Raw genomic sequence first — 20,776 nt, 5'->3', positions numbered from 1 at the left:
CGCGGACGAAGTTATTTCTCAGGCCCGCGTTTCTTGATTTTATTTATCCAGTTCTCGGTAGTATTTCGAGATAAGTTATACGTTCGTTTTGCATTTTGAACCTTAGGATTATTGTTTAATCGCTCACCCAATCGATCTTTCATATATCCTCCAACGGTTCGTTGCTCTGTCCTATATTGATTAGGCATAGGAATATCCTCTGTATTTTCTGGCGTTTTCACATCTGAGGTTTCTGGTTTCGTGCTTGCTGCTATTTGATCTGTCTTTTCCTTAGGTTCATTATCCTTGTCCCCTAAACGACCCCTTCCTGTTTCACTACTACCTATATCATTCACTTGTTTTTTATCTTTCTTAGGTTGAGTAGCTATAGGTTGCTCATTGCTTTGGTTGGAAGACGGTACGTCCAATCCTCCTGTGGGATCTTCTTTTGTAGTATTCATAGAGGACCCTTTCTGAGAAGAAGGATGGGACTGACCCTGTGTTTCATAGGTGGATGAACGATTTCCTGCCTCTGGACTTCTCGTCTCTTTTCCTCCCAACGAACCTTTTGGCCCTTCCTGATTGGATGTCATTGGACTTGGCTCTTGTTTTTTCTGGCTTCCTTGACTTCTATTTCCTTGGGTTGATGATGGATCACTTTTTTCATTTGTCTTAGATTTTCCCTCATCCTTGCGCCCATAGATACCAGCGACCGCACCAGCTGTCCCGGCACCCGTATTCATTAAAGCTGATGTTCCACCGCTTGTAATAGCTCCTGCAGCTTTCTTCACCGGAGGTCCAAGGGTTTTAGAGGCTAGGTAACCACCCATAGCAACATGCCAGGCGTTTTTCAATCCAGCATCAATGCCAAAGAGCTTCTGTACAATATTAGGACCATCTATGACAGCCAAACTTCCGGCAATCAAAGCAATCAAGTACCCAAGTCCTTCAAGGTTATTATCTATAAAGGTTGTGTAATACATATACACACGTAAACTTAAGAAAATCATGATAAGAGAAGCAAAAATGCTTCCAATATTCTTTAGGATCGCTTTCAAGCGCTGACCCGTGGAAATATCCGCATAGGCCATGATTAAGGCCACGATATGATTAAAGCCAAGCTCAAAACAGAGCTTGGCCACTTTAATGGATATTAATATCATGGTAAAAGCCATAACAGAAAGGGTTACAATAGCCGTAAACCAATCGACATGCCACCGGTAATAATTTTCTGGAAGGAAATCAAACAGACCACTTTTTCCTAAATCAACAAGTCCTTCTTCACCATTTGATTCTAATCCTACTTTGTTCATTACAATTTTTTGGCCTTTATTCGATAGGCTATCCCCATTTGATTTTTCAAAGCTATCGTCAATCGTTTCATTAATAGATATTTTATCAATTGAGGCTGGACTTACGTGATGTTGTTCTTCTACATTCGGATTTGTCCAGTCGGATTCTTCATAAACGACTATATCAGTAATATAGTCTTCCATTACTCGATCAGAGGTGGTAAAAGAATCGGTCTGTACATTTGCTACATCCATGGCATCGCCAGTAAAGTCATTCACTTTCCCCATTCCAAATGACAATAGAGTAATCGTCATGATGGATATAAATAGGTTCATGGGTACATCAGATCGGTTCTTTTCTTTATTAAAAACTAATCTAAAGCCGATCATTCCCAACGAAATGGCTAACAGAATATAGAGAACAGGCTGTATGGTTTCGAGAAAGTTAATCACAGGATCGCTCGAAAAGAAATCCGTTAAGATTAAAACCTTATTGACCATGCCTTCTAGGCCATCGACAATCATTTTCAAGAATAGTATCGTTCCCCACCCCATAATCCTTAACCCAGAGGTGAAAATATTATTGGTCGATAAGACGTCCGAAAACCTTAACAATATCTCTAACAACTCTTCATCGGACATTCCATCACCACCTTAAAGATTTTTCCCTTTTCATTCTTGCACCACGGGTGATTCCTGTTCTTCAATTAACTTATCTACTTGTTTGCGTATGTGACTATACACTTGGCGGTTAATTTCTTCATGATCGCCCAGAAGCTTTAAGTTATAAAGAAAAGCTTCCATAGGTTCCTCATTCATTTCTTCTTCACTGTGTTCTAAAAGAGGCGCAATTTGCTGATGAATCAGGGCAAATGTACTTTTATCAAAGAAATCTCCGACTTTTTCCTTCTGCCACCATTCCGTTGAGGGTTCTGCAGCACTGAATGGCCCATTTTGTGAAAGACTTTCCATTTCTTCTGCTACCTCGTCTGTCTTTTGTTTATTAGATTCATCAATTTGGAAGTCGATCACTAAGTCTGATGGATGAACATGGCGGTGCGGAGTCAAAATTTCTTCTTCCGTAATCGACCGCCCTGGACGGAATTCTGAACTGAGATACGTATGAGCATATTTCATACTGTACTTTCCTGTATTATAAATAGGAAAAGCACGAATCTTTCGCCCTCTCTTGTCACGTCGTAATAACACACGACGTACGACCGTATCTCCTTCCTCTAATTCCTGCAGCTCATTGGCCGTTAAAAGATCTCTTCCTTCCGTACTTTCCGTCTTCGACTTATCCAAGGAGAAAGTAGATCCAGACCGAGTTTGTGTATTCAATGTTTTCTTTCCTAACTTTGAAGAAAAATAGGAGGCTGAATCATAGTCAGCACTCAAAATATAAATTTCATTCCCACAGTTTCCACGAATGGTCGCTTGCCCATCTTCTCCATACAAATCCTTTAATTGAGCATAGGATTGAACCACTAAGTGAAAACGAATGTTCCTTCCCAAACATACCGTGATTTTGTTATCCATATCGGCTATTGCGGGCATATTGCCAAACTCATCTAACATGAAGACCACTTCACGTAAGCATTTTTGTCCTTTGGCAATAGCTGCATTTTTGGATAGTACATAATACAATTGGCTAACGAAAATCGACGGGATAGCATGAGTAGAAGTATCATAATCAGGTGTAACCATAAACACAGCAATAGGCTTATTTGAGTACATAATTTCTTTCACTTCGTTAGTGGTGCTCTCAGAAAGATAAGTGAAGGAAACCTTGCCGTTTCCCTCATCCACTTCATCAATCCGAATGGTCGAGCTATCCTTTAGAACTTCTTCATCTTCCGAAGAGATAGGTGTGGCTTCTTGGGACACCACTACTTGATCTCCGGCGTCTAATGGAGTGTTAAAGTTAATGGTCCACGTCCCACTTTCTCCTGATTGATTGGTCTCGGTTGTTCCATCGGGAAAGAAAACCTTTATTCTGGAAAAAGGATGACCTCGCCCCTTAATACTCTGACCGAAGCCCACTCTTTTTAAATCTAGAGAGTTTTTAGCTGTCATCTTTGCCGTTTCACTCATTGTAAATTTCGTCAATCCATTCATAGCTGTCGTAAAAATGCTAGATCGAGTATTCCCTTTGGAAAAATTACTCGTTGCATATTGACCTTTGGCTACATGGGATTGAGGTAACTCTTGGAAGAACTGATCCAATGCATTATATTCTTGGCCATCTTCATCAACCTCATTTCTAGTTCCTAACTCGGAAAGCATATTAGCGACCGTGTACATCGTAATTTTTTCTTCTGTTTCTTCCGTTATACTCTTCTCTGTAACGGCAAGGATCATGGCATTCACAAGGGATTTAGCTGAATCATCCCACATGGGTTCTTTAGCATTCGGATTATGGTAAAGCATATGAGTAATGGTTTCGCAAAGCGTCTGAGCTGTAGAATAATCCCCATCCTTATACGATTGTTTAACCAACTCCAGCAAATTAAAGCTCATGCTTTGCATAGGATTCATTAAGTTTAATACCTCTACCTCATACCCTCTTTTCTCCAATGTCTCTCGGCTAGAAGCAAATAATTCTCCTTTAGGGTCATTGATGATTAAAGAAGGCTGATGTTCAGCACGAGAGTAGGCATCGATGGTTGGAATCACATACGTTTGCCCCTTACCACTTCTTGTCGTACCGATAATTAAATTATTGACTGGCGATGGATCAATAAAAGCTTTGTCGCCCTTTCTCGATAATACAGGACCACCTTGACCTTCATAAGATTGCTTTCGGTCAGGAATAGCTTTGTACTGTTGTTGAATTTCTTTTCTTGTGGCAAATCGCTGGGAACCCTTTTCGTCCGTACCAACGGGTTTAAAGTTACTTCTAAGTTTGTAAATCATATGAGCTATGCCGACAAAACCAATCAAAGCAGCTATTCCGTAGTAGAGTGATTGCTCCTTGAAATGAAAATCTGTCCAATACGAAACCTTAAACTCTATGGGGTTACTGAATTCCGGGAACGTCTTTAAGCTTTCCCACATGGCTTGTCCTAGATTCCATAGAAAAGTACTGACCAGCATTGTGGCTATAAAAAAACAGATGCTTAATACAATAAGCACCTGTTTCTTAGCAATGACTGATTTCAAATGAATCACCCTCTTATATACTGTTCTTTTGACTCTCCAGATCTTCTTGTTGTTCTTTAAGCGAATCAATTTTAGATTCATTTTGATCTTCTGACTTTTTCTCTGATTCTATTTGACTGTTAATCTTCGTCAACTGCTTCTCAATTTCTTGATATTCATTAATCTTTTTATTCAGTTTATCGTTTTTCGCTTCACTGGCCATTTTTTTGGCATTTTCTAATTGCTCAAGTCTCAGATAGGCGATTCCCTTTTGTTTATACAGTTTAGGAGACATCGGCATATCTCGAATATCTACCGCCTGTTTGTATTCCCCATGATGAAAAGCTAATTTAAATTCACCTAAAGGACTCGGATAAGATTCATGAAAGGAACTCAATTCTTCCAGACCATGAACTTCCATGACTTGCGCAGCTAGAGACGAAGTATTTTCCTTTCCTACATACTGCAAAGCTCGATCATACTTTTTAAGGTCCACCAGAAAATGAAGCAATGTTTGGCGCTCCGATTTCGATAAATTTTCCATTCCTAATAATTGTTGAACAGCTTGTTCCTGCTCACCCGTCCAATACCCTTCGTAAGCCATTTTGACATTCTCCAATTTTTCCATCTCTTGAGATGTGACTTTTAGATCCCTGCCTTGATTGTTTAAGAGTATAAACAGAGTGATGGATGTAACTATGGCTACCAATAACGTGGTGCTGAGCACACTCACAAAAACTCTGCCACGCTTACCAAGCTGCTTCCAACTCGACTTTTGTCCTTCTTTGTCTTTCCATACATCTGTCAGATCTATTTGATAAGATGCTGGGGTGTGAGAAGTTAATTGTTGAAGAAAAACATCCCTTTTTGTTTCTTCATTTTTATTTTTCATAAGTAAGTCTAAAAGCTTTTGACAGACATGGTCATAAATATTTGATGTTCCTTCTCCTCCCACTTCATAGGAGCCGTTGTACAACTTATCTCCTTCTTCATTAAAAATCATAAAATCAAGCATCATTGGCTCAGCATTTTTCTTTTTTAATTTAGCATCCAATTCTGCCGTTAGAACGACAACTTCTTGAAAGGAGTAAGGGTGAAAGCTAGAAATTTCACCCTCCACTTTTGATGTGAATAATACCCTCATGGTCCTCCACTCCTTTAAAAGATCACCTGACTGTCAATGTATTCAGCGATAGCCGTAGCTCCCATTAGAACGACAAGCCCAACAGCACCGCCGATAAACCAAACAATAGAGCTCTGACGACCTCTCACTCCACCCCAGATAAGGTGATAGGCTCCGATACCAAAAGCAATGGCAGCCGAAACAATACCTAATAGTTGCATGGCCGATAAAATCGAGGCCCCTGTAGATTGTAAATTACTAATGGCAGCAAGCATGGAATGATCTGCAAAGTATTTCATTAATATCTCTCCTCATTAAATATTTTGTTCTTATTTTCTTCATCCACCTCTTTGTAATGAAGCAATGACTTCATAACGACATCTTGGTTTTCTTGAATGTACTCTTGATGTTTTTCATGAAGCCACTCATTGTAAGAAATGTCCTGGATGGTTAGCAGCGTCTGAACTAAGTCTTTGGATTGCTTAAGTTCACGATTGGTAACGCCCATTCACATTCACCCCCTTTCAAGGTTTTTGTCCATAAAAAAAGAAGCGATCTATTAAAGATCACTTCCATTAAGATGAAGTATCGTTGATGAAATTTTGTATAGCTTGCTCCCTATCCTCAAGGGTTTTGTATTTCTGTGTTTTTAAAGAGATACGATTCTGTAATTGTCCATCCTCATAATAACTTAGGGATTGGAACAATTCACTACCTTCTAAACCTATTTCATTCAGATCCATATCTCCATCAACAATTTTTGGATTTTGCGCATTCATTTCTTTTACATTAATTTCTTCAATGTTCTTTTCTACAACCTCGATATATTCATCTCTCTCCTCTTCCTCCGAAGCATCTGTTAACAGAACATAAACTTTTTCACTTTCTTGGATAGTTTCTTTCATGTCGTCTGGCGATAAAGACTCGACTTGACCTGTGGCTCCTTGTGATCCGCAACCAACTAAGATTAAAACTATAACAAATCCAGTCAAACCACCGATCCAACGCTTTGCCATCAGATCAATCTCCTCTCAAGTGATTTGTATAACGATTCTAACACCTACTTAAATATAAATCCATGATTTGGTAGATCATCTTAATGGTATAAAGATTGTTTTTGGCAAGATACAATCAACCCTATGCAGCATTCACTAATAATTATAGTGTACTGCAAAGCACAACGTTTCTAGCCTATACGAAGAACTTTATGTATCTAGGTCTTACTATTAAAAGTTTCATCAGTAGTCCCCTCACTTTAAATAGAAAAACCTTCGTTGATACAACGCTTATCCGGTCACTAGATGCGTTTCGAGTAACACGCACCCAACACTCATCAACAGCTAGAAAAATTCTGTGACCATTCTTTTCCCAGCATAGATATGTAGTTTTCAAGGATCTAAATGTGCTATTTAAGCACGTATTAAAATCGTTATCTTTACTTAACAGGTTTTAGTTCACTCATAGGGTTTTTACGTTTAGCAATGGTTCTAAATTGACCATCCTTTACCGTTCGAATTCGATAATAGATACTGGACATCTTTTCAGCATTACCATGGCGATCCACCGCCCAAATGCCATGCACATTATACCTTTTTCCTTCAAAGGTTTTTACATTGTCAGCTTGTGAAGAAATGTCATAGTAAGCAAAGTGCTTTTTATTGGATTTCAACCTTACCACCTCCCATGTTTATGGCTCCCCAGCTACTCTAAGCTTTAATTGTTCTAATAATATCTCTTTAGCTGAGCATTTACCTTCCTTAATAGAAGCTACATCTTCTTCAGAAAGGTTATAACGATCATTAATAGATTCAAGAATATTCTCCCTCGATCTTTTTAGCTTAATCGCTAACTCAATGGTCCGAGCTGTATCATCAATGCTAGGTTGTTTATTTATATCTTGCTTTTCTTGTTCTTCGCGGTCATTGAACCATTCAGGAATCACTTCCTTTTGGGAAGAGTTTTTAGTAAATGGACCATTTCTATTCTTTTTATTTTTATATTCCACTTCTTCTGCCTCTGCTTGTTCAATTGTTCGAATTCCTTTATTGATCCAAGACTGAAGGATACTCTTCACATACCCCCAACTTGGTTTATTACGGTCCAGAGACCGCCTCATGGCTTCCAAGATTAACGGTTCTCCAAGGTCTTCACTCCAGCTCACTATTTCTTCTGAGATTTTAGGACGTATATCACCAAAGTTATTTTGGTAAAATTGAATGCTGTCACATTCCAATCGTTCAGAAGTTGTTGTAGTAATGAATTCTTTTACATTCTTAACTTCTTTAAGTTCTCTGCCATTCTTGTATGTGTCTTTCTGCTGTCTATCTGATGGTGAAGTGTTGTTCTTCTGCTGGTTATCTGGTGTTGTTTTGTTGTCGTATTCTTCATCGTTAGATTGATAAATTGCCCAGTTATCAACGGTTATGACACTATATTTGTTGGTGGAGTCAATAGAAATCACTCCATCTTCTTCCAATATTTCAAAGTAGTCACGAACGGTAGACTCGTTCATATTTAATTCCACTGCAGCCTTTTTACGTCCAAATATAAATTGACCAGGTTTAAGTTGAACTTTTTGCCTACCCACTCTTGATTCGGTATTTTTATGACTTGATTTTGTCAGGCAATAGATAAATATTTTCAACAGCTTTTCATTTTCAAAAATCTCACTTTGAAGGATTTTGCGATGAAGCTTCAGCCACCCTTGCATTTTTCCCCCTCCTATAAAAGCTAAGTTAAGATAATTGATATAATAGACTTAACCTTTTGATCTCAATTTAGAATAATATTCTTCCCACAACTCAATCCATCCTATCTCATATGTCTCGCATACTAGAGCTAGGTACATAAGTGACCAATAAATCACTTCTACAATTTTACTAGCCGAATTTCTAATATCTTGCATTTCAATTGATTGAACAATATTAGGTTCTTCTGTTAATTGGAACTTATTAGTTGATTCAAGTGCTTCAGTTAAGTGTTCTTCTAATCTTGAATGCACAGTACCTTTACAAATATCTGAATTCGGAGCATTTGTTCTTGTTACTCCCCAGCCAATGTACTCGTTTGCTGCCTCTAAGGCCAACCATGGATCGTTATACTTTTCAATTAATTGTCTTGTTATGGCTGGTTGAACTTTGCGCTCTCCAGTTTCTTGTTTACTCAAGTATTCTCTAGATAGCATTAACTCGCTTGAAAATTGTTCTTGTGATTTTTCCTTGCGAACTCTGAAGTTTTTCAATGTTCTTGCAGATCTACTTTCTTTCAATTAACTCAGTCCTTTTAGTAACAATTTGTGTACCTATAACAATGTTAAAAATATAGTAAGCTAAAACTAGTTATATAGCTTGGTCTTCAAAACTTACTTCTTGCTCTCTGATCCAAGCATCGATGGTTTCCTGCGAAAAAAATATTCTTCGACGGATTCGAAAATGCGGAATCTCACTTGTTCGAACCATCGTGTAGATCGTGTCTTTGCATACACCCAGATATTCAGCAGCTTCTAAGACTGTCATTGTGCGTCGGTTCAATTAGATCACCTCCTCGGGATTTTGATACGGAACGTCGCAAAAATCTTCAAAAAAATTTACATCTGGTGTAACTTTTAATGCTTTTGCTATGGCTATCATCTGTTCAATGTTAGGTTCTGTTCTTCCTCTTTCAATGCTAGAGTAGTTCACTCGGGTTAAACCTGCAATATCAGCTACTTTTTGTTGAGATAAATTTAATTTTTCTCTTTGCTGGCGCATTTTAGTACGCATCATTTATCACCTCCATTTGCGACGTTATGTATCAACTAACCATATAATATGATACGTTGTGGAACATGTCAACAGTTATTGCGACTTTTTGTATCAAATATTTTATTGCTACATTTTGTATAGTATTATTAAACTATAAAATAAACATAAATGGTGGTTTTGATATGAGTGTAGGAAATTTAATAACTAAATTAAGGAAGAAAAGAAACCTCACTCAAGAAGGTTTGGCAGAAAGAGTGGGTATTTCCAGAGCTTCTTTATCCCACTATGAAAAAGATAGACGCGAACCCGATTACGAAACTCTTCGAAAATTGGCAGATTTCTTTGAAGTATCAACTGATTATTTACTTGGTAGATCAAAAGCTGCTAATAAGACTGGCAATGAGGAATATGATTCAATAGAAGAAATAAACCGACTCTTAGATAAATACGAAATCGATGAAATGTCTTTCTTTGATATTGATAAGTGGAAGTCGATGAGCCCGGAGCAAATCCGGGAATTGGAAAGCTACTTTCAATATTTAGTTCAGAAGTCCAAGGAAATGGATAAAAAATAAACATGTCTTTGCAGGGAGCGAATAAGCAATGAATAAGAAACTGAAGTATTCTTTCCTTATTCTAATGACCACCTTTATCGTTGGATGTACCAACGTTGAAGATGCATCCACGACAGATGAAGGAACGGTTTCACAAGAACAAACTGCAGTCGATACAAACCAATACGATGAAAAGAAAGAAGTAAACTCTACGGTTGTTGATGATCCGGATGAAGAAAATACATCACCAAAAACGGACGCTGACCCAGCAATAGAGGAAACACCGCCAGAAACGCATGATGATCACTTTGAAGAATACCAACTAATTGAGGTGGACGGCGGTGATCTAAGCGGTGATCGAGAACCAAACGTTGTAGTGGACATAGGATTTGGTGACAGAGAGTACTGGGCATTCACTAATGAACATAGTCAATTAGTGAGAGTTGTTGCTGATGAAATTATTCTACAAGATGATAGCAATGAACCTGTCCTATCTAGTGGTAGATACTTCTCTGACGAGGCTAAAGTTCCAGGTGTCGAAAGTGATGTGTTAGACGAGGGGCACGTTATTGCTGACTCGTTGGGAGGGGTATCTAACGCCTATAATATTACACCTCAAGAAAGTACACTGAACCGGCATGGTGACCAATCGTACATGGAGAATGCAATAAGTAAAGCAGGGGGTGCGACTAATTTTGAAGCAGTCCTCTCTTACTCAGATATAAACACACAAATACCTTCCAAGTATCGGTATTCTTATACGATAAACGGTAACGAGGTTGTAGATACTTTCGAAAATGTAAACCCCGATGAAGTTAATGAGTCGTTGGGTTTAACAGGTAGTGACGAATCTTCTGAAGCAGATAACTCTAATTCTGTTGATAAAGATGATGTTTCTAGCATTGATACTAATAGTAATGGGCAAGTAACAATTCAAGAAGCTAAAGATGCTGGTTTCAGTATGCCTATAACAGACGATCATTGGTTATATCCTTACATGAGAGATAATGATGGCGATGGGATGGTTGGAGAGTAAGCCTTAAGATATTGCAATTCCTACTACTCCTCCCACTAAAAGCTTTACGAAGTTCATAGTTTTCCTTCCCAAAATGATCCCCCTATATTTGAAAGCAAGTACTATATTGAGCCATAGCCCCCTATTAGTTAAACAGATGAAAAGATCTCTAGCCTAAAATAGGCAAGAGATCTTCTTTTTTTATGGTAAGTCTTACTTTGTACACTTTTGAAGGTCCACACAACCCTCCATTCTACAAAGTAAAAATGGCCTTCACTAATGATACAGATAACTGGAGATGGGAAGGTTATATTGTAGGAAAAGCGCCTTTAGAGCCCAATGAAAAGATATCTTGTAACTAATAACGCATTATAATTCTTAACTGCATTAAAGCCCCCATTTCTTTAAGTCTCAAATTCTAGATATAATGAGGGATTGAGTCTCATTAAAACGTTCTAACTATTCTTTTTATAGATGTATAACAGTTACGATATTTCATGTATGTCTTTTTTTAGCAAAAATAGACATGACAATAATAGCTGCTATGTAGCCTATTCCTGTCGTCAATACCATTTCCCCAGTTATTTCACCTGATATGAAGTAAAAAGCAGGAAAAGCTATACCAACAAATATAATTAAGGCAACCAAAGATTTTTTCAACATGATATTTACACCTCCCAATGGCAACTTTTTCCCTTTAAAGTGCTTTTCAATTATTGCCCCCGTTTGAGGAATACTCGATTTCAAGATATTCGCATTATAATAAAGTTTTTTTCCACATGTAAGCACTCTTACCTAGAAAAGGAAAGTCTAGTTTAAATTAAACTTCTATTTTTTCTGGATCACGTTATAAGAAGACGTATTCGTGTCCCTCGAATTCACTCTATTCAAATTTGACTAGATAAACGAACATAGATATAATGTTCAACACACCTATTCAAATTTGAATAGTATATTACTTTAGAAGGAGGGAGTGTATGTCTACTGTTAACCTATTAGTATTAGGTTCTATTAAAAAAAGAGGTATCAGTCATGGATACGCGTTGTATAGAGATATAACTTCATGGCATGCAGACACATGGACCAATGTGAAACCCGGATCTATTTATTATGCCCTGGAAAAACTAGAATCGAAGAATCTTACTAATTCTGTTAATTCAAAAACCGAAAAGAAATTAGGGCCAGCAAAAAAGGAATATGCAATAACTGAGCAGGGGGAAATTGAATTTTTATCATTAATTAAAACAGCTCTAACTAGCAGTGACCTACAACAGTTGTCCGCAGGAATAGCTTTTATGGATTTTCTTTACCGTGAAGAGGTTATCCATCTTTTGCAACAGCGACTGGATACGTTAAAGGATTCATCAAACTTTTTAAAAGGATTGCCAACTGACGAAAATACTTTGGAACCACCAAAACACCCTGAATTGGTAGGTGTGTGGGTCAGTTATGTAAATAATGAAATATCAACCACTGAAAGAATAATAAAGAATATTAGTGAAGGTAAATATAATTTTAAACCTAGAGCATAGGAGGGAAATACATGGATCAAAAAAGTTTTGAAGAATTCATTTTAGAATTACCAAATGTTCAATCTATGGATAGCTTTGGCTACATTTTCTATTTTGTCGGCGATGATCACCGTCTTCCTTTTGCAACTATCGGTTATGAGGATAATGAATTTGATCAGGTTTCTAATTTAAACCGTGAAGGTATTTTTCGTTTAAATATCGGTATAAGTAATAATTCCTACAAAAATCTGGTCGATCAATTACCTGAACAATCAGATTACACCACGATAAATGAATTTTTACCTCACCCTCATTATTCAAGGCAAAACTACATTTGTATACTCAATCCTTATGGGGACAATATCGAACAAACAAAGAAATTAATATTGGAAGCCCATAACAAAGCATCGTTAAGAGTAAGACCTCAATAAAAATTAGTTAAAAGCAGCATTTTAAAGAAAATCCCTAGCCTAATTAATACTAGGGATTTTCTTTATCTGTCTTTATTTTTATTATGGTTTTTGATGTTTTTATTCCTTAAGTATTACAGAATAGCCCCAATTTCTTTAAGACTCGATATCAAGATATTTTTAGAGTCATATGCGCCTCATCAAAATATTGACCCTTAACTTTTAGTGCTTCTTCTTCTGTACCATATGTTCTAAAGCCTAAATTGGAGTATAATTTCATTGCCTTTTGATTGCTAGTCACTACAGTTAAGTTCAATCTTTCAATTTCTTTTAGGTCCTTTGCTTTATTAATTGCTTCCTGCAATAAGGACCTTCCAACACCATTCCCTCTTGAATCAGACCTCACATACATACCTAATATAAGTGCCTTATGACTAAGCTTTGATGGACTCTCTTTTAACATTGTTATTACACCTATAAGCACATCATCAACAAATGCTCCATATGTAAAGTTTCCTTCATTATTTAGATTCTTCGCTACTCCTTCAATTGGATTTTCTCTATTTAATGCTTCCTCGTAACTAATTGCAAAAGCTTCTGGATTTTCTCTTAAAGCATTTAACCTTAAATCCCAATAATCTTTGGCATCCGTTGATTGCAATAAACGTATCATATGAATCCCCCTTCTTTGTGTTTAGCCCCCGATTGCTTAATTATTGAATTCAAAGTAATCCGTAGTGTAGTCACAAATTAATTATCCAGAATCCATAGTAATGAACCCCTTTTTAACTAAGGTTTGTTTAGCATCTGATTAGCTTTGTGGAAATCTTTTTGTTTCACGAGCACATCATAGGTTGTGCCGAATTCACTACTTTCTTGCCCTGCCATTGGTGTAGAAGACTTAGTTTTGGAACGAATTCCAGCATCGCTAAGAGCACCTTTCACCCTTCCGTATTCATAGGTGTCTTGAGTTACGCAGATTGTTTTCCAACTGTTTTCTTTCAGGTATTTAAGGATTTTTCTTAACATATTTGCCCCCTATACTAAATGACTAGAAACTGAGTTACCTTTTATCTTTAAGGCTTTTCACTTCGTTTTCAAGGCTCTCAACTTTTTCCTGTAATTCTTTATTGGGTTCAGTAATTTTTCTACCTATAATGACCAAAAATCCAATTAGAGCAACTATTCCACCCCCAACAGCAACTACACCAAATATAACAAGGTCTAAGATAACTACCACTCCTAAAAAGCACTTTAATTCATATACGAATGAGTACAGATATCGTTTCAAAACTGGCTATTATCTCGAATTCGAGTCTTCAACTAACCTGCCCCTTAGCAAAAAAGCGATTGCTCTTATTGAACAATCGCCCCCTTTTCAGGAATACTCGATTTCGAAGATCATTAATATCAATAAAGGATTCCAAATAGGTACGGCAATAATACGCTTATAATAATCCATATAATCGCAGTCAAGAAAATAAAAAAAGACGCAATACTTAACGTTTGCCTATACCGTTTTTGTTCTCTTGATTTTGGATAAATCAGGTCCCACCCAATCCTTATTAGAATTCGTTACTTTAATAAGACTAAATTTTTAATATCCGTCTCTTATATAATTACGAAGAGACCTTTTCGAAGTTTCAAAATAACTTATTACGAGTTGCCTCAATTCAATGTCTATGTCAATCCTCATTAAAAAGCCATTGCTCATATTAAACAATAGCCCCCTTTTCTTTAATACTCGATTTCAAGATATCTTAAAAATATAGGAAAATGAAACTACAGCTTCAATCCACTCTTTTTTAAAAGATAGCGCCCAAAACTCTTAGTCTAATCACTCTCTTTATTACCCCTACGCTTAAAAGTATTTTTTACTGCAATCCATATTCCAACCACTGCAATTAAGCATTTAATGAGCAAAGAACCTCCATCATCCATATAATCCGTAATACCAATAAATAAAATTATAATCGTTGCAATAATCCCTATAGGTAAAACAACACTTCTTTTATCCAAAGTATAACCACCCTAAGTATATTTATAGAATACGTTCCCTTAGACCTACAAAACAAACCATATTTAGATTAAAATCCCATAACAAGGAAAATAAAGGCTATAAAGACCTAATAGAATAAGACCCTAAAAAACTCAGAAACATTACTTTATACAGATTACTCAACAATAAAGCGATTGCTCTTATTGAACAATCGCCCCCGATTCATTAAGACTCGAATTCAAGACATAATATATAAATCACGGTTTAGATTTCCAATCCAACTGCTTCTTCTATACAGCTCTAAATACTTTCTTCTTTAATCCACACCTCTTGCACTGATAAATAGACCTCGACTTTATTTCATCATCCCAACCTATTTTTTCGTATTTATGTAAACCTATCCTACGTAAAACACTTTTTTCTTCATTAGTTTTTATAGCTGAGTAACCTAACAAAGATGTACCTATAACGAAAAAAATATATGGTGTATAAAAAAGAGACCAGTCTATTTTAAGACTCAAAATGAACAGAATTAGCCCTATGAAGAGGATAATTGAACCAATCAAATTAGTTAAAGTTCTCATTAATCAATTACCGCCGTTTCTTTAAGACTTGAAATCGAGATTATAAATAAACTTTCAATAAAAGCTCACGCCCAATAAAGTACTCTCATTCATATGCCAGTTACTATCCAAATGATTAATAACGCAAATATTATAGCAGCTCCCGTATGAACCCAGTTTCCTTTAGGCTTCCCTTTTACATTAGCAAAATCTTTAAGAATAATAGCTCCCCAACCTCCAGCAACTAATAGCACAATAATCACTGTCATTACTATATCATTCATTTGGAACCTCCATTTCCTGTTTAAGTCTCTATTACCTGGAGATTACGTTTAAAAACTACAATGCTAAGAAAAAGACGATTACTCTTATTAAGCAATCGCCCCCGTTTACGTAAGACTCGAATTCGAAAGGTTTTTACGATTTGTCTTTACGCCCAAACTTGCCTGTTATAGGAAAAGTGAAGCCGCCTAACGTTAATCCTAATACAAGTGACCAGTTTATTTGATCGAATATGAAGTATCCGAAGAGAATAGCAGCGACTGCATAAGCAAGTGCAGAGATAATACGATCTTTAATTCTTTTATTCATATTGCAATCCCCTCCTCCTACTACTTATATTTAATTCTTAACAGCTCCTTTCTTGAAGAATAAAAGCAGTTCCTATAGAAGATACTTAATTAAAATTAAACTACATACCCGTTGCTATCCAGATTAGCAATAAGGCAAATATAATAGCAGCTCCAATATGGATCCAGCTACCCTTAATTTTATCCTTTGCAATGTCAAAATCCCTGAGAATAATAGCTCCCCAACCCGCGACAACTAGTAAGACTATTATCACTGACATAACGATGTCACTCATAAGAATCACTCCCTTCGCTGTCCTACTGAACCCTATTACCAACGGAGTACATTCCCAAACTATACCAATGTAAAAAAGGCGATCCTTCAATTGAAGAAACGCCCCCAATACATAAAGACTCGAAACTGAGATAGGCTGTTAGTGTTAGTAGAGCTAGTAAGTTAACACATAATGAGAACCCCAAATAATTCTACACCAAAGGAACCTCCAAATGATGGAGGTTCTTTTTTATACCACTATCTATAGGAGTTTATTTATTATAATATTGCCCCCGTTTACGTAAGACTCGATTTCAAAGGAAAGTAACCCATCTTTCTTTAACGATAAGGGTACATTGATAGATCACATTAACGACAAATCATTACCTTGAATTTTTCCCCTTAAAAGCTCTCTTTATATCAAAGAAACCAAACGCTCCACAGACAAATGTGCCGAAAACTAAAACACTCGTAAGAATCCAATTTTGTCCCCAACTGCTAATTCCACTATAAAGACAAGCTAAAGCAATTACTAATGCTCCATATTTGTCTCTCCATCTATCTAATTTTGATGAGCTTTGTTTCTCCAAACATCGTCACCTCCACGGCCATTAATTAATAAAGAAAAGCCCCCCCATTCAGGAAGACTTGAAATCAAGGTAAATTCTGAATATCCGAGACAGCATTTAAAAATGACTAAGTTATTACTCTTATTAAAAATGCAGTAAAAAGGAAAATATTAAGAGGAAGAAAAACCCATTTCCTTCTACCTTTTATTCGTTTAGCGCTAATAATCCCAATAAACGAGCTTAAAATCAATGTCATCAACCAGATAACACTACTCTGGCCAGTAAGGTATGGATAAATTAAATAAGTACTGAAATATGTAATCAAAAAGACCCCTGTACAAACTAATGTTACATAGTAGCTGTTAAAAAGTTTGATGGCCCACTCCTCAGCCACTTGCAAGTAAAATTTCTGCTCACTCTCTTCTAACAATGAACGATTTCTCACAAATGCATCTATTAATTTCCTAGTTGATTTCGTAGGACCTGGTACAGGTCCGATAGTAAAATCTTTATTTAGCCGTTGAGATTTTACTAAGTTTTGTTGGGCAATTTTCAATAACTCTTCAATGTCTTTGTTAACGTCTCTCTTTCCACGTTTGTTTTCAGGATAAGAAAAAATCACTCCTAACAGAATTCTTATAAACTCTATCATTAATACAGAAAAAATCTTCTTCATTTTTACAAACAAAAACTCAACTCCTAATCCTTGTTAATTGCTTTGTGTATATATTCCTAAAATAACTTCATATATTTTGTACGGACAGAAACGATTTTCGTTTCAAAATGCCAAATGTCTCGAATTCAATTCTCCAACTAACCTACCCGCTAGCAAAAAAGCGATTGCTCTTATTGAACAATAGCCCCCATTAGCGAAAGACTTGATTTCAAGATAAGTCTATGTAACATCCTTAATCGAATTGTTTGCCAGAATAAGTGTAAGGACCTTATAAACGCTCACCAGGGTACTAAAGCACCTATGACCGTCCCAGCAATAATACCTATAATTCCTACCACAATTAAACCAGTCCCTTGTTTATCAACATCATAATCCCTTCTCAAAACAACTCCCATACATATAGCAATTGCTCCAAGAAAAACTGGGAAAAAACCAAAAGCTAATATAGCCGACAACCAACCTATAGTTAATAGTATTACTTTACCATCCTTCTCTTTTTCGATAACGCATCCCCTTCTCATCATTCTTTCAATCACCAAATCACTGTTCACCACAAAAACAGAAACTGAGTAAATTACTGTTCACGAATTGCCCCCATTTCTATAAGACTTGATTTCGAGATAATTTGTGTGATTCATGAACTAACGCCCCCGTTATGTTAGTGACAAGTCATATTTAAACCATAAAACCAATCATTTATTCTCACTTGACTTATAAAGTCTTGCGCCAGTCACTAAAATCCCTCCAATTATGAGTAAAGGTATTGAGTATGGAGAAGATTCTGGTGCATCTTTAACAAAGTCCATTACTATGCCAATTGCCATTAAAATTGCTCCAGTAAAAAATATAGCTTGGCGTAATTTATTATTCAAGAGAACCATCCTCTCTAGTTTTCCCTATTTCATTCATAAAGGAAAATAAAAACATTGATGAAATTTAGTAATTCCACTGCTCAGTTAGTTATAAATCTAAATACAACTAAGTTTATGTAATAGGGTGAGCAATCCAGTAAGCAAACGCCCCCGATATTTAAAGAAGGAAATTTACAATTGTTATTTTTTTAATAAACGTAAGAGTTGCAAGCCATCAGATGGATACCCTTTATAAGTTCCCATCCACCTAGGGTAGGTTATAGGAAGTGTAGTTACAATGAATTGAATAAAATTAAATACTGTTATCCCCCAAAAAAAGAACCGTAAATAATTATGAGGTGTAAATAAAGCTATCAATCCAAAAATAAATAGAAGACTTAACGACATAATAGGCCCACCTGCTAATGCAACAGCGCGTTGATGTTTATTTAATTTTCCATCCCAGGCTGCATAACCTATATATGACCAATTAATATGAAAATGTAGCCTTCCAAATCTAAAATTTTCTTTAATTTTATTATTTTTATTACCCAAATAAACGTGTGCATGATATTTTGATGTCGAGACGACACCAACCCCATGCCCTATTTCATGTAATAGGACACATACCGGAATAACCAATCCATAACATAGGATGAAAAGGATGAAAAATAACATAAGTATCTCCTCACTACTACCTTCATTATAGCTCCTATCCTTATGTTGTAAGGACGAGTACTTTTAACAATCGCCCCATTTTCTGTAAGACTCGAATTCGAAATATAATCACTTAACTAACGCATCCCTAATTTTAACTAAATTATTTCGCGTTCTCTTTTAATGATACCCGTAAGTTTCACCTTCATCTAAGTTTAAAATATGATTATTTATAGATAATTTTTCATTATTTTCCCATTCCACTTCGACTTGTTCTGTATTGTGTTGTAAATAAATCCGTTTTTTAAACCAAAGAGGACCATTTATTTCTCCCCTTACACCAAAAGAACCTGCCGCCCCCGCATCATAGCGGTAGAAATCAATGTTGTACTTGTCCCCAGGAGAACTAAAAGTCTGTATGTGCTCATCCGACCCCATTGATGAAAAGAAGAGGGTGAATGAAACTACCAAAAATAACCCTATAGATGTCAATGTTGAAATAATTATTGTGAACCAACTTCTTGTTTTTGCCCACCAGTTTCTTTTATCTTTTAAACCGATAACTCCTAAAGTTAAGGCAATCAAACTAATCAGTAGTAATATATAATTCGGTGGAGCAATTAACCAAGTGTTGTTCATATTAGAATACAGTGAGTAAGCTGCTAATCCTAAGCAAACAAGTATTAAATAAAAAGACCATAAATTATATTTTTCCCCCATAATTCTCCCCTTTGTTAGATTTTCAACTTTTATCTTGTATGAATTACGAACATCCTGCTGTAAATGATATTGAACAATAGCCCCTATTATGGAAGACTTGATATCGAGATATTGAAGCAGATTTCTAACTAACGTCCCCGTTTATTGAATAGTGATTACTTCTTCTTCACTAAATCAATAAGGTAATGTAATTGTGCGATTAGATATGATAAAAGAAAAACAGTTACTGTACCAACAGATAAAATTGTTGTTTCTAAATAATCACCACCATCAAAAAATCCATTACCCAGAAAGAAGATAACAAAACAAATAACTAATGTACCAAAAAATATTTTAATATGCTTACCCACATAACTCCCTCCTTTTAAAATCCCTGTTGTGTTATCCTGCTCGGTTAGCACAATAAGCAATAGCCACTACGCAACTATTGCCCCCAATAGTTGAAGACTCGAATTGAAAATTTGTTACGCATAAGATTCCGAACGCGCAACAATTCCTTTTGATCATCAATAAATCAGCCCGATATATTGAGATGCTTTATTGAATTGTAAGCAATCCCTGAACAAAGTGCTAAAATCCCAATGACGTAAATTGAAATTGGAAAGTCTGGTATCAAAATGGTCAAAGAAAGGATACAAGTAATAAAAAATAACCTTAATGCTTTTTCTTTATAGTTTAAGCCTTCGAATAGTTTCATTTGGCGACCACTCTTTTGTACTTTTTTGCGTTTAAGCTGATTCCATATTAACTCACCAAAAACCACGCCAGACAGCCCACCTATTATGACAATAGTTAAACTGCCTGAGTCCCCTGAAATAAAATATGTGATAATGACAATCACTAAGGGAATTATTAATTTTTCAAATATTTTTTTCATAATTATATTTCCCCCATTAAATCATTCCTCTTATTACACGTACGATAGTAAACCAATTTAGTTTCAAAAATTGAAAAATACCTCGAATTCGAGTCTTCAACTAACCTGCCCTTTCGTATTATAAGCTTAACCAGAATTCTAGATATTTCTGGTTGACCATTTTTAATATGGTCTTATTATTACAGTAGCCAGGGTAGAACGCCCCTGCCCGTGGGACTTAGATCCCGTCCTGGTAAACCGTTCACCCCCTACT

Annotated in this window: 31 protein-coding genes; 4 read left to right on the top strand and 27 right to left on the bottom strand. The window is 36.2% G+C overall.

Going from position 1 to position 20,776, the window contains the following annotated elements; all coding sequences use genetic code 11:
* Positions 1-11: 11 nt before the first annotated feature.
* From ACTWP7_RS18815 to ACTWP7_RS18765, 11 genes are all read right to left on the bottom strand, one after another.
* Positions 12-1,913 (bottom strand): pLS20_p028 family conjugation system transmembrane protein, encoded by a 1,902-nt coding sequence (locus ACTWP7_RS18815; protein WP_443124494.1) that lies wholly within the window; start codon positions 1,911-1,913, stop codon positions 12-14.
* A 30-nt stretch (positions 1,914-1,943) separates the two neighbouring features.
* On the bottom strand, positions 1,944-4,433 hold the full coding sequence (locus ACTWP7_RS18810; protein ID WP_443124493.1) for a VirD4-like conjugal transfer protein, CD1115 family: 2,490 nt from the start codon (positions 4,431-4,433) through the stop codon (positions 1,944-1,946).
* A 13-nt stretch (positions 4,434-4,446) separates the two neighbouring features.
* The gene (locus ACTWP7_RS18805; protein ID WP_443124492.1) at positions 4,447-5,556 is read right to left on the bottom strand and encodes a hypothetical protein; all 1,110 of its coding nucleotides are present in this window, start codon (positions 5,554-5,556) and stop codon (positions 4,447-4,449) included.
* Positions 5,557-5,570: 14 nt separating this feature from the next.
* Positions 5,571-5,834 carry a hypothetical protein gene (locus tag ACTWP7_RS18800; protein WP_008637146.1) on the bottom strand — a complete coding sequence of 88 codons (264 nt, stop codon included), beginning with the start codon at positions 5,832-5,834 and terminating at the stop codon, positions 5,571-5,573.
* Complete coding sequence (locus tag ACTWP7_RS18795) at positions 5,834-6,043, bottom strand: hypothetical protein (RefSeq protein ID WP_443124491.1); 210 nt, start codon at positions 6,041-6,043, stop codon at positions 5,834-5,836. Before ACTWP7_RS18795 ends, ACTWP7_RS18800 begins: the two co-directional genes overlap by 1 nt.
* A gap of 67 nt (positions 6,044-6,110) precedes the next feature.
* Positions 6,111-6,551: a hypothetical protein gene (locus ACTWP7_RS18790; RefSeq protein ID WP_443124490.1), complete on the bottom strand. Its 441-nt coding sequence runs from the start codon at positions 6,549-6,551 to the stop codon at positions 6,111-6,113.
* Between the two features lie 419 nt (positions 6,552-6,970).
* Entirely contained in the window at positions 6,971-7,213 is a 243-nt protein-coding gene (locus ACTWP7_RS18785) for a hypothetical protein (protein WP_443124489.1), read from the bottom strand.
* Positions 7,214-7,222: 9 nt separating this feature from the next.
* Complete coding sequence (locus tag ACTWP7_RS18780) at positions 7,223-8,245, bottom strand: DnaD domain-containing protein (protein WP_443124488.1); 1,023 nt, start codon at positions 8,243-8,245, stop codon at positions 7,223-7,225.
* A 48-nt stretch (positions 8,246-8,293) separates the two neighbouring features.
* Positions 8,294-8,803 (bottom strand): helix-turn-helix domain-containing protein, encoded by a 510-nt coding sequence (locus ACTWP7_RS18775; RefSeq protein WP_443124487.1) that lies wholly within the window; start codon positions 8,801-8,803, stop codon positions 8,294-8,296.
* A gap of 70 nt (positions 8,804-8,873) precedes the next feature.
* Entirely contained in the window at positions 8,874-9,065 is a 192-nt protein-coding gene (locus ACTWP7_RS18770) for a helix-turn-helix domain-containing protein (protein WP_014644937.1), read from the bottom strand.
* On the bottom strand, positions 9,066-9,299 hold the full coding sequence (locus ACTWP7_RS18765) for a helix-turn-helix transcriptional regulator (RefSeq protein WP_443124486.1): 234 nt from the start codon (positions 9,297-9,299) through the stop codon (positions 9,066-9,068).
* 62 nt (positions 9,300-9,361) lie between these two features.
* Here ACTWP7_RS18765 and ACTWP7_RS18760 point away from each other — a divergent pair, with 62 nt between their 5' ends.
* Both ACTWP7_RS18760 and ACTWP7_RS18755 read left to right on the top strand, forming a co-directional pair.
* Complete coding sequence (locus ACTWP7_RS18760) at positions 9,362-9,853, top strand: helix-turn-helix domain-containing protein (protein ID WP_443124485.1); 492 nt, start codon at positions 9,362-9,364, stop codon at positions 9,851-9,853.
* A 28-nt stretch (positions 9,854-9,881) separates the two neighbouring features.
* Positions 9,882-10,868 carry a DNA/RNA non-specific endonuclease gene (locus tag ACTWP7_RS18755; protein WP_443124484.1) on the top strand — a complete coding sequence of 329 codons (987 nt, stop codon included), beginning with the start codon at positions 9,882-9,884 and terminating at the stop codon, positions 10,866-10,868.
* A 474-nt stretch (positions 10,869-11,342) separates the two neighbouring features.
* Here the strand turns inward: ACTWP7_RS18755 and ACTWP7_RS18750 are convergent, their stop codons facing one another.
* Positions 11,343-11,594, bottom strand: a complete 252-nt coding sequence (locus ACTWP7_RS18750) for a hypothetical protein (protein ID WP_443124483.1) — start codon at positions 11,592-11,594, stop codon at positions 11,343-11,345.
* A gap of 230 nt (positions 11,595-11,824) precedes the next feature.
* Here ACTWP7_RS18750 and ACTWP7_RS18745 point away from each other — a divergent pair, with 230 nt between their 5' ends.
* Both ACTWP7_RS18745 and ACTWP7_RS18740 read left to right on the top strand, forming a co-directional pair.
* Positions 11,825-12,379, top strand: a complete 555-nt coding sequence (locus ACTWP7_RS18745; RefSeq protein WP_443124482.1) for a PadR family transcriptional regulator — start codon at positions 11,825-11,827, stop codon at positions 12,377-12,379.
* An 11-nt stretch (positions 12,380-12,390) separates the two neighbouring features.
* Positions 12,391-12,789 (top strand): DUF6194 family protein, encoded by a 399-nt coding sequence (locus ACTWP7_RS18740; RefSeq protein ID WP_443124481.1) that lies wholly within the window; start codon positions 12,391-12,393, stop codon positions 12,787-12,789.
* A gap of 148 nt (positions 12,790-12,937) precedes the next feature.
* Here ACTWP7_RS18740 and ACTWP7_RS18735 read toward each other — a convergent pair whose 3' ends face one another.
* From ACTWP7_RS18735 to ACTWP7_RS18665, 15 genes are all read right to left on the bottom strand, one after another.
* Positions 12,938-13,441 carry a GNAT family N-acetyltransferase gene (locus ACTWP7_RS18735; RefSeq protein WP_443124480.1) on the bottom strand — a complete coding sequence of 168 codons (504 nt, stop codon included), beginning with the start codon at positions 13,439-13,441 and terminating at the stop codon, positions 12,938-12,940.
* 116 nt (positions 13,442-13,557) lie between these two features.
* Positions 13,558-13,797: a hypothetical protein gene (locus ACTWP7_RS18730; RefSeq protein ID WP_443124479.1), complete on the bottom strand. Its 240-nt coding sequence runs from the start codon at positions 13,795-13,797 to the stop codon at positions 13,558-13,560.
* 34 nt (positions 13,798-13,831) lie between these two features.
* Positions 13,832-14,059 (bottom strand): hypothetical protein, encoded by a 228-nt coding sequence (locus tag ACTWP7_RS18725; protein WP_443124478.1) that lies wholly within the window; start codon positions 14,057-14,059, stop codon positions 13,832-13,834.
* 542 nt (positions 14,060-14,601) lie between these two features.
* Entirely contained in the window at positions 14,602-14,787 is a 186-nt protein-coding gene (locus ACTWP7_RS18720) for a hypothetical protein (protein ID WP_014642764.1), read from the bottom strand.
* Positions 14,788-15,440: 653 nt separating this feature from the next.
* Positions 15,441-15,614, bottom strand: a complete 174-nt coding sequence (locus ACTWP7_RS18715) for a hypothetical protein (RefSeq protein WP_443124477.1) — start codon at positions 15,612-15,614, stop codon at positions 15,441-15,443.
* Positions 15,615-15,747: 133 nt separating this feature from the next.
* Entirely contained in the window at positions 15,748-15,921 is a 174-nt protein-coding gene (locus tag ACTWP7_RS18710) for a hypothetical protein (RefSeq protein WP_443124476.1), read from the bottom strand.
* Between the two features lie 100 nt (positions 15,922-16,021).
* A complete protein-coding gene (locus tag ACTWP7_RS18705) occupies positions 16,022-16,195 on the bottom strand; it encodes a hypothetical protein (RefSeq protein ID WP_443124475.1) in 174 nt (57 codons plus the stop codon).
* Positions 16,196-16,556: 361 nt separating this feature from the next.
* Positions 16,557-16,763, bottom strand: coding sequence for a hypothetical protein (locus ACTWP7_RS18700; RefSeq protein ID WP_443124474.1), 207 nt, complete (start codon positions 16,761-16,763; stop codon positions 16,557-16,559).
* Positions 16,764-16,869: 106 nt separating this feature from the next.
* Positions 16,870-17,430: a hypothetical protein gene (locus tag ACTWP7_RS18695; RefSeq protein ID WP_443124473.1), complete on the bottom strand. Its 561-nt coding sequence runs from the start codon at positions 17,428-17,430 to the stop codon at positions 16,870-16,872.
* A gap of 266 nt (positions 17,431-17,696) precedes the next feature.
* Positions 17,697-17,954, bottom strand: a complete 258-nt coding sequence (locus tag ACTWP7_RS18690) for a hypothetical protein (protein ID WP_443124520.1) — start codon at positions 17,952-17,954, stop codon at positions 17,697-17,699.
* A gap of 156 nt (positions 17,955-18,110) precedes the next feature.
* Complete coding sequence (locus ACTWP7_RS18685) at positions 18,111-18,290, bottom strand: hypothetical protein (RefSeq protein WP_443124472.1); 180 nt, start codon at positions 18,288-18,290, stop codon at positions 18,111-18,113.
* A gap of 180 nt (positions 18,291-18,470) precedes the next feature.
* A complete protein-coding gene (locus ACTWP7_RS18680) occupies positions 18,471-18,947 on the bottom strand; it encodes a hypothetical protein (RefSeq protein WP_443124471.1) in 477 nt (158 codons plus the stop codon).
* Positions 18,948-19,106: 159 nt separating this feature from the next.
* Positions 19,107-19,646 carry a DUF5412 family protein gene (locus tag ACTWP7_RS18675; protein ID WP_443124470.1) on the bottom strand — a complete coding sequence of 180 codons (540 nt, stop codon included), beginning with the start codon at positions 19,644-19,646 and terminating at the stop codon, positions 19,107-19,109.
* A gap of 155 nt (positions 19,647-19,801) precedes the next feature.
* Entirely contained in the window at positions 19,802-19,996 is a 195-nt protein-coding gene (locus tag ACTWP7_RS18670; protein WP_443124469.1) for a hypothetical protein, read from the bottom strand.
* 164 nt (positions 19,997-20,160) lie between these two features.
* Positions 20,161-20,523: a hypothetical protein gene (locus tag ACTWP7_RS18665; protein WP_443124468.1), complete on the bottom strand. Its 363-nt coding sequence runs from the start codon at positions 20,521-20,523 to the stop codon at positions 20,161-20,163.
* Positions 20,524-20,776 lie beyond the last annotated feature (253 nt).

The sequence above is a fragment of the Halobacillus sp. B29 genome (assembly GCF_052246755.1).
Taxonomy (GTDB): Bacteria; Bacillota; Bacilli; order Bacillales; family Halobacillaceae; genus Halobacillus; species Halobacillus halophilus.
The sequence above is the reverse complement of the archived record's forward strand: the minus strand, read 5'-3'. Positions and strand labels throughout refer to the sequence as shown.

Excerpts from the sequence above, each read along its gene's own strand:
- ACTWP7_RS18815 (WP_443124494.1), bottom strand. The coding sequence starts at position 1,913 with ATGTCCGATGAAGAGTTGTTAGAGATATTGTTAAGGTTTTCGGACGTC.
- ACTWP7_RS18805 (WP_443124492.1), bottom strand. The coding sequence starts at position 5,556 with ATGAGGGTATTATTCACATCAAAAGTGGAGGGTGAAATTTCTAGCTTT.
- ACTWP7_RS18800 (WP_008637146.1), bottom strand. The coding sequence starts at position 5,834 with ATGAAATACTTTGCAGATCATTCCATGCTTGCTGCCATTAGTAATTTA.
- ACTWP7_RS18795 (WP_443124491.1), bottom strand. The coding sequence starts at position 6,043 with ATGGGCGTTACCAATCGTGAACTTAAGCAATCCAAAGACTTAGTTCAG.
- ACTWP7_RS18790 (WP_443124490.1), bottom strand. The coding sequence starts at position 6,551 with ATGGCAAAGCGTTGGATCGGTGGTTTGACTGGATTTGTTATAGTTTTA.
- ACTWP7_RS18780 (WP_443124488.1), bottom strand. The coding sequence starts at position 8,245 with ATGCAAGGGTGGCTGAAGCTTCATCGCAAAATCCTTCAAAGTGAGATT.
- ACTWP7_RS18765 (WP_443124486.1), bottom strand. The coding sequence starts at position 9,299 with ATGATGCGTACTAAAATGCGCCAGCAAAGAGAAAAATTAAATTTATCT.
- ACTWP7_RS18760 (WP_443124485.1), top strand. The coding sequence starts at position 9,362 with ATGTCAACAGTTATTGCGACTTTTTGTATCAAATATTTTATTGCTACA.
- ACTWP7_RS18755 (WP_443124484.1), top strand. The coding sequence starts at position 9,882 with ATGAATAAGAAACTGAAGTATTCTTTCCTTATTCTAATGACCACCTTT.
- ACTWP7_RS18745 (WP_443124482.1), top strand. The coding sequence starts at position 11,825 with ATGTCTACTGTTAACCTATTAGTATTAGGTTCTATTAAAAAAAGAGGT.
- ACTWP7_RS18740 (WP_443124481.1), top strand. The coding sequence starts at position 12,391 with ATGGATCAAAAAAGTTTTGAAGAATTCATTTTAGAATTACCAAATGTT.
- ACTWP7_RS18735 (WP_443124480.1), bottom strand. The coding sequence starts at position 13,441 with ATGATACGTTTATTGCAATCAACGGATGCCAAAGATTATTGGGATTTA.
- ACTWP7_RS18730 (WP_443124479.1), bottom strand. The coding sequence starts at position 13,797 with ATGTTAAGAAAAATCCTTAAATACCTGAAAGAAAACAGTTGGAAAACA.
- ACTWP7_RS18715 (WP_443124477.1), bottom strand. The coding sequence starts at position 15,614 with ATGAATGATATAGTAATGACAGTGATTATTGTGCTATTAGTTGCTGGA.
- ACTWP7_RS18710 (WP_443124476.1), bottom strand. The coding sequence starts at position 15,921 with ATGAATAAAAGAATTAAAGATCGTATTATCTCTGCACTTGCTTATGCA.
- ACTWP7_RS18705 (WP_443124475.1), bottom strand. The coding sequence starts at position 16,195 with ATGAGTGACATCGTTATGTCAGTGATAATAGTCTTACTAGTTGTCGCG.
- ACTWP7_RS18680 (WP_443124471.1), bottom strand. The coding sequence starts at position 18,947 with ATGTTATTTTTCATCCTTTTCATCCTATGTTATGGATTGGTTATTCCG.
- ACTWP7_RS18675 (WP_443124470.1), bottom strand. The coding sequence starts at position 19,646 with ATGGGGGAAAAATATAATTTATGGTCTTTTTATTTAATACTTGTTTGC.
- ACTWP7_RS18665 (WP_443124468.1), bottom strand. The coding sequence starts at position 20,523 with ATGAAAAAAATATTTGAAAAATTAATAATTCCCTTAGTGATTGTCATT.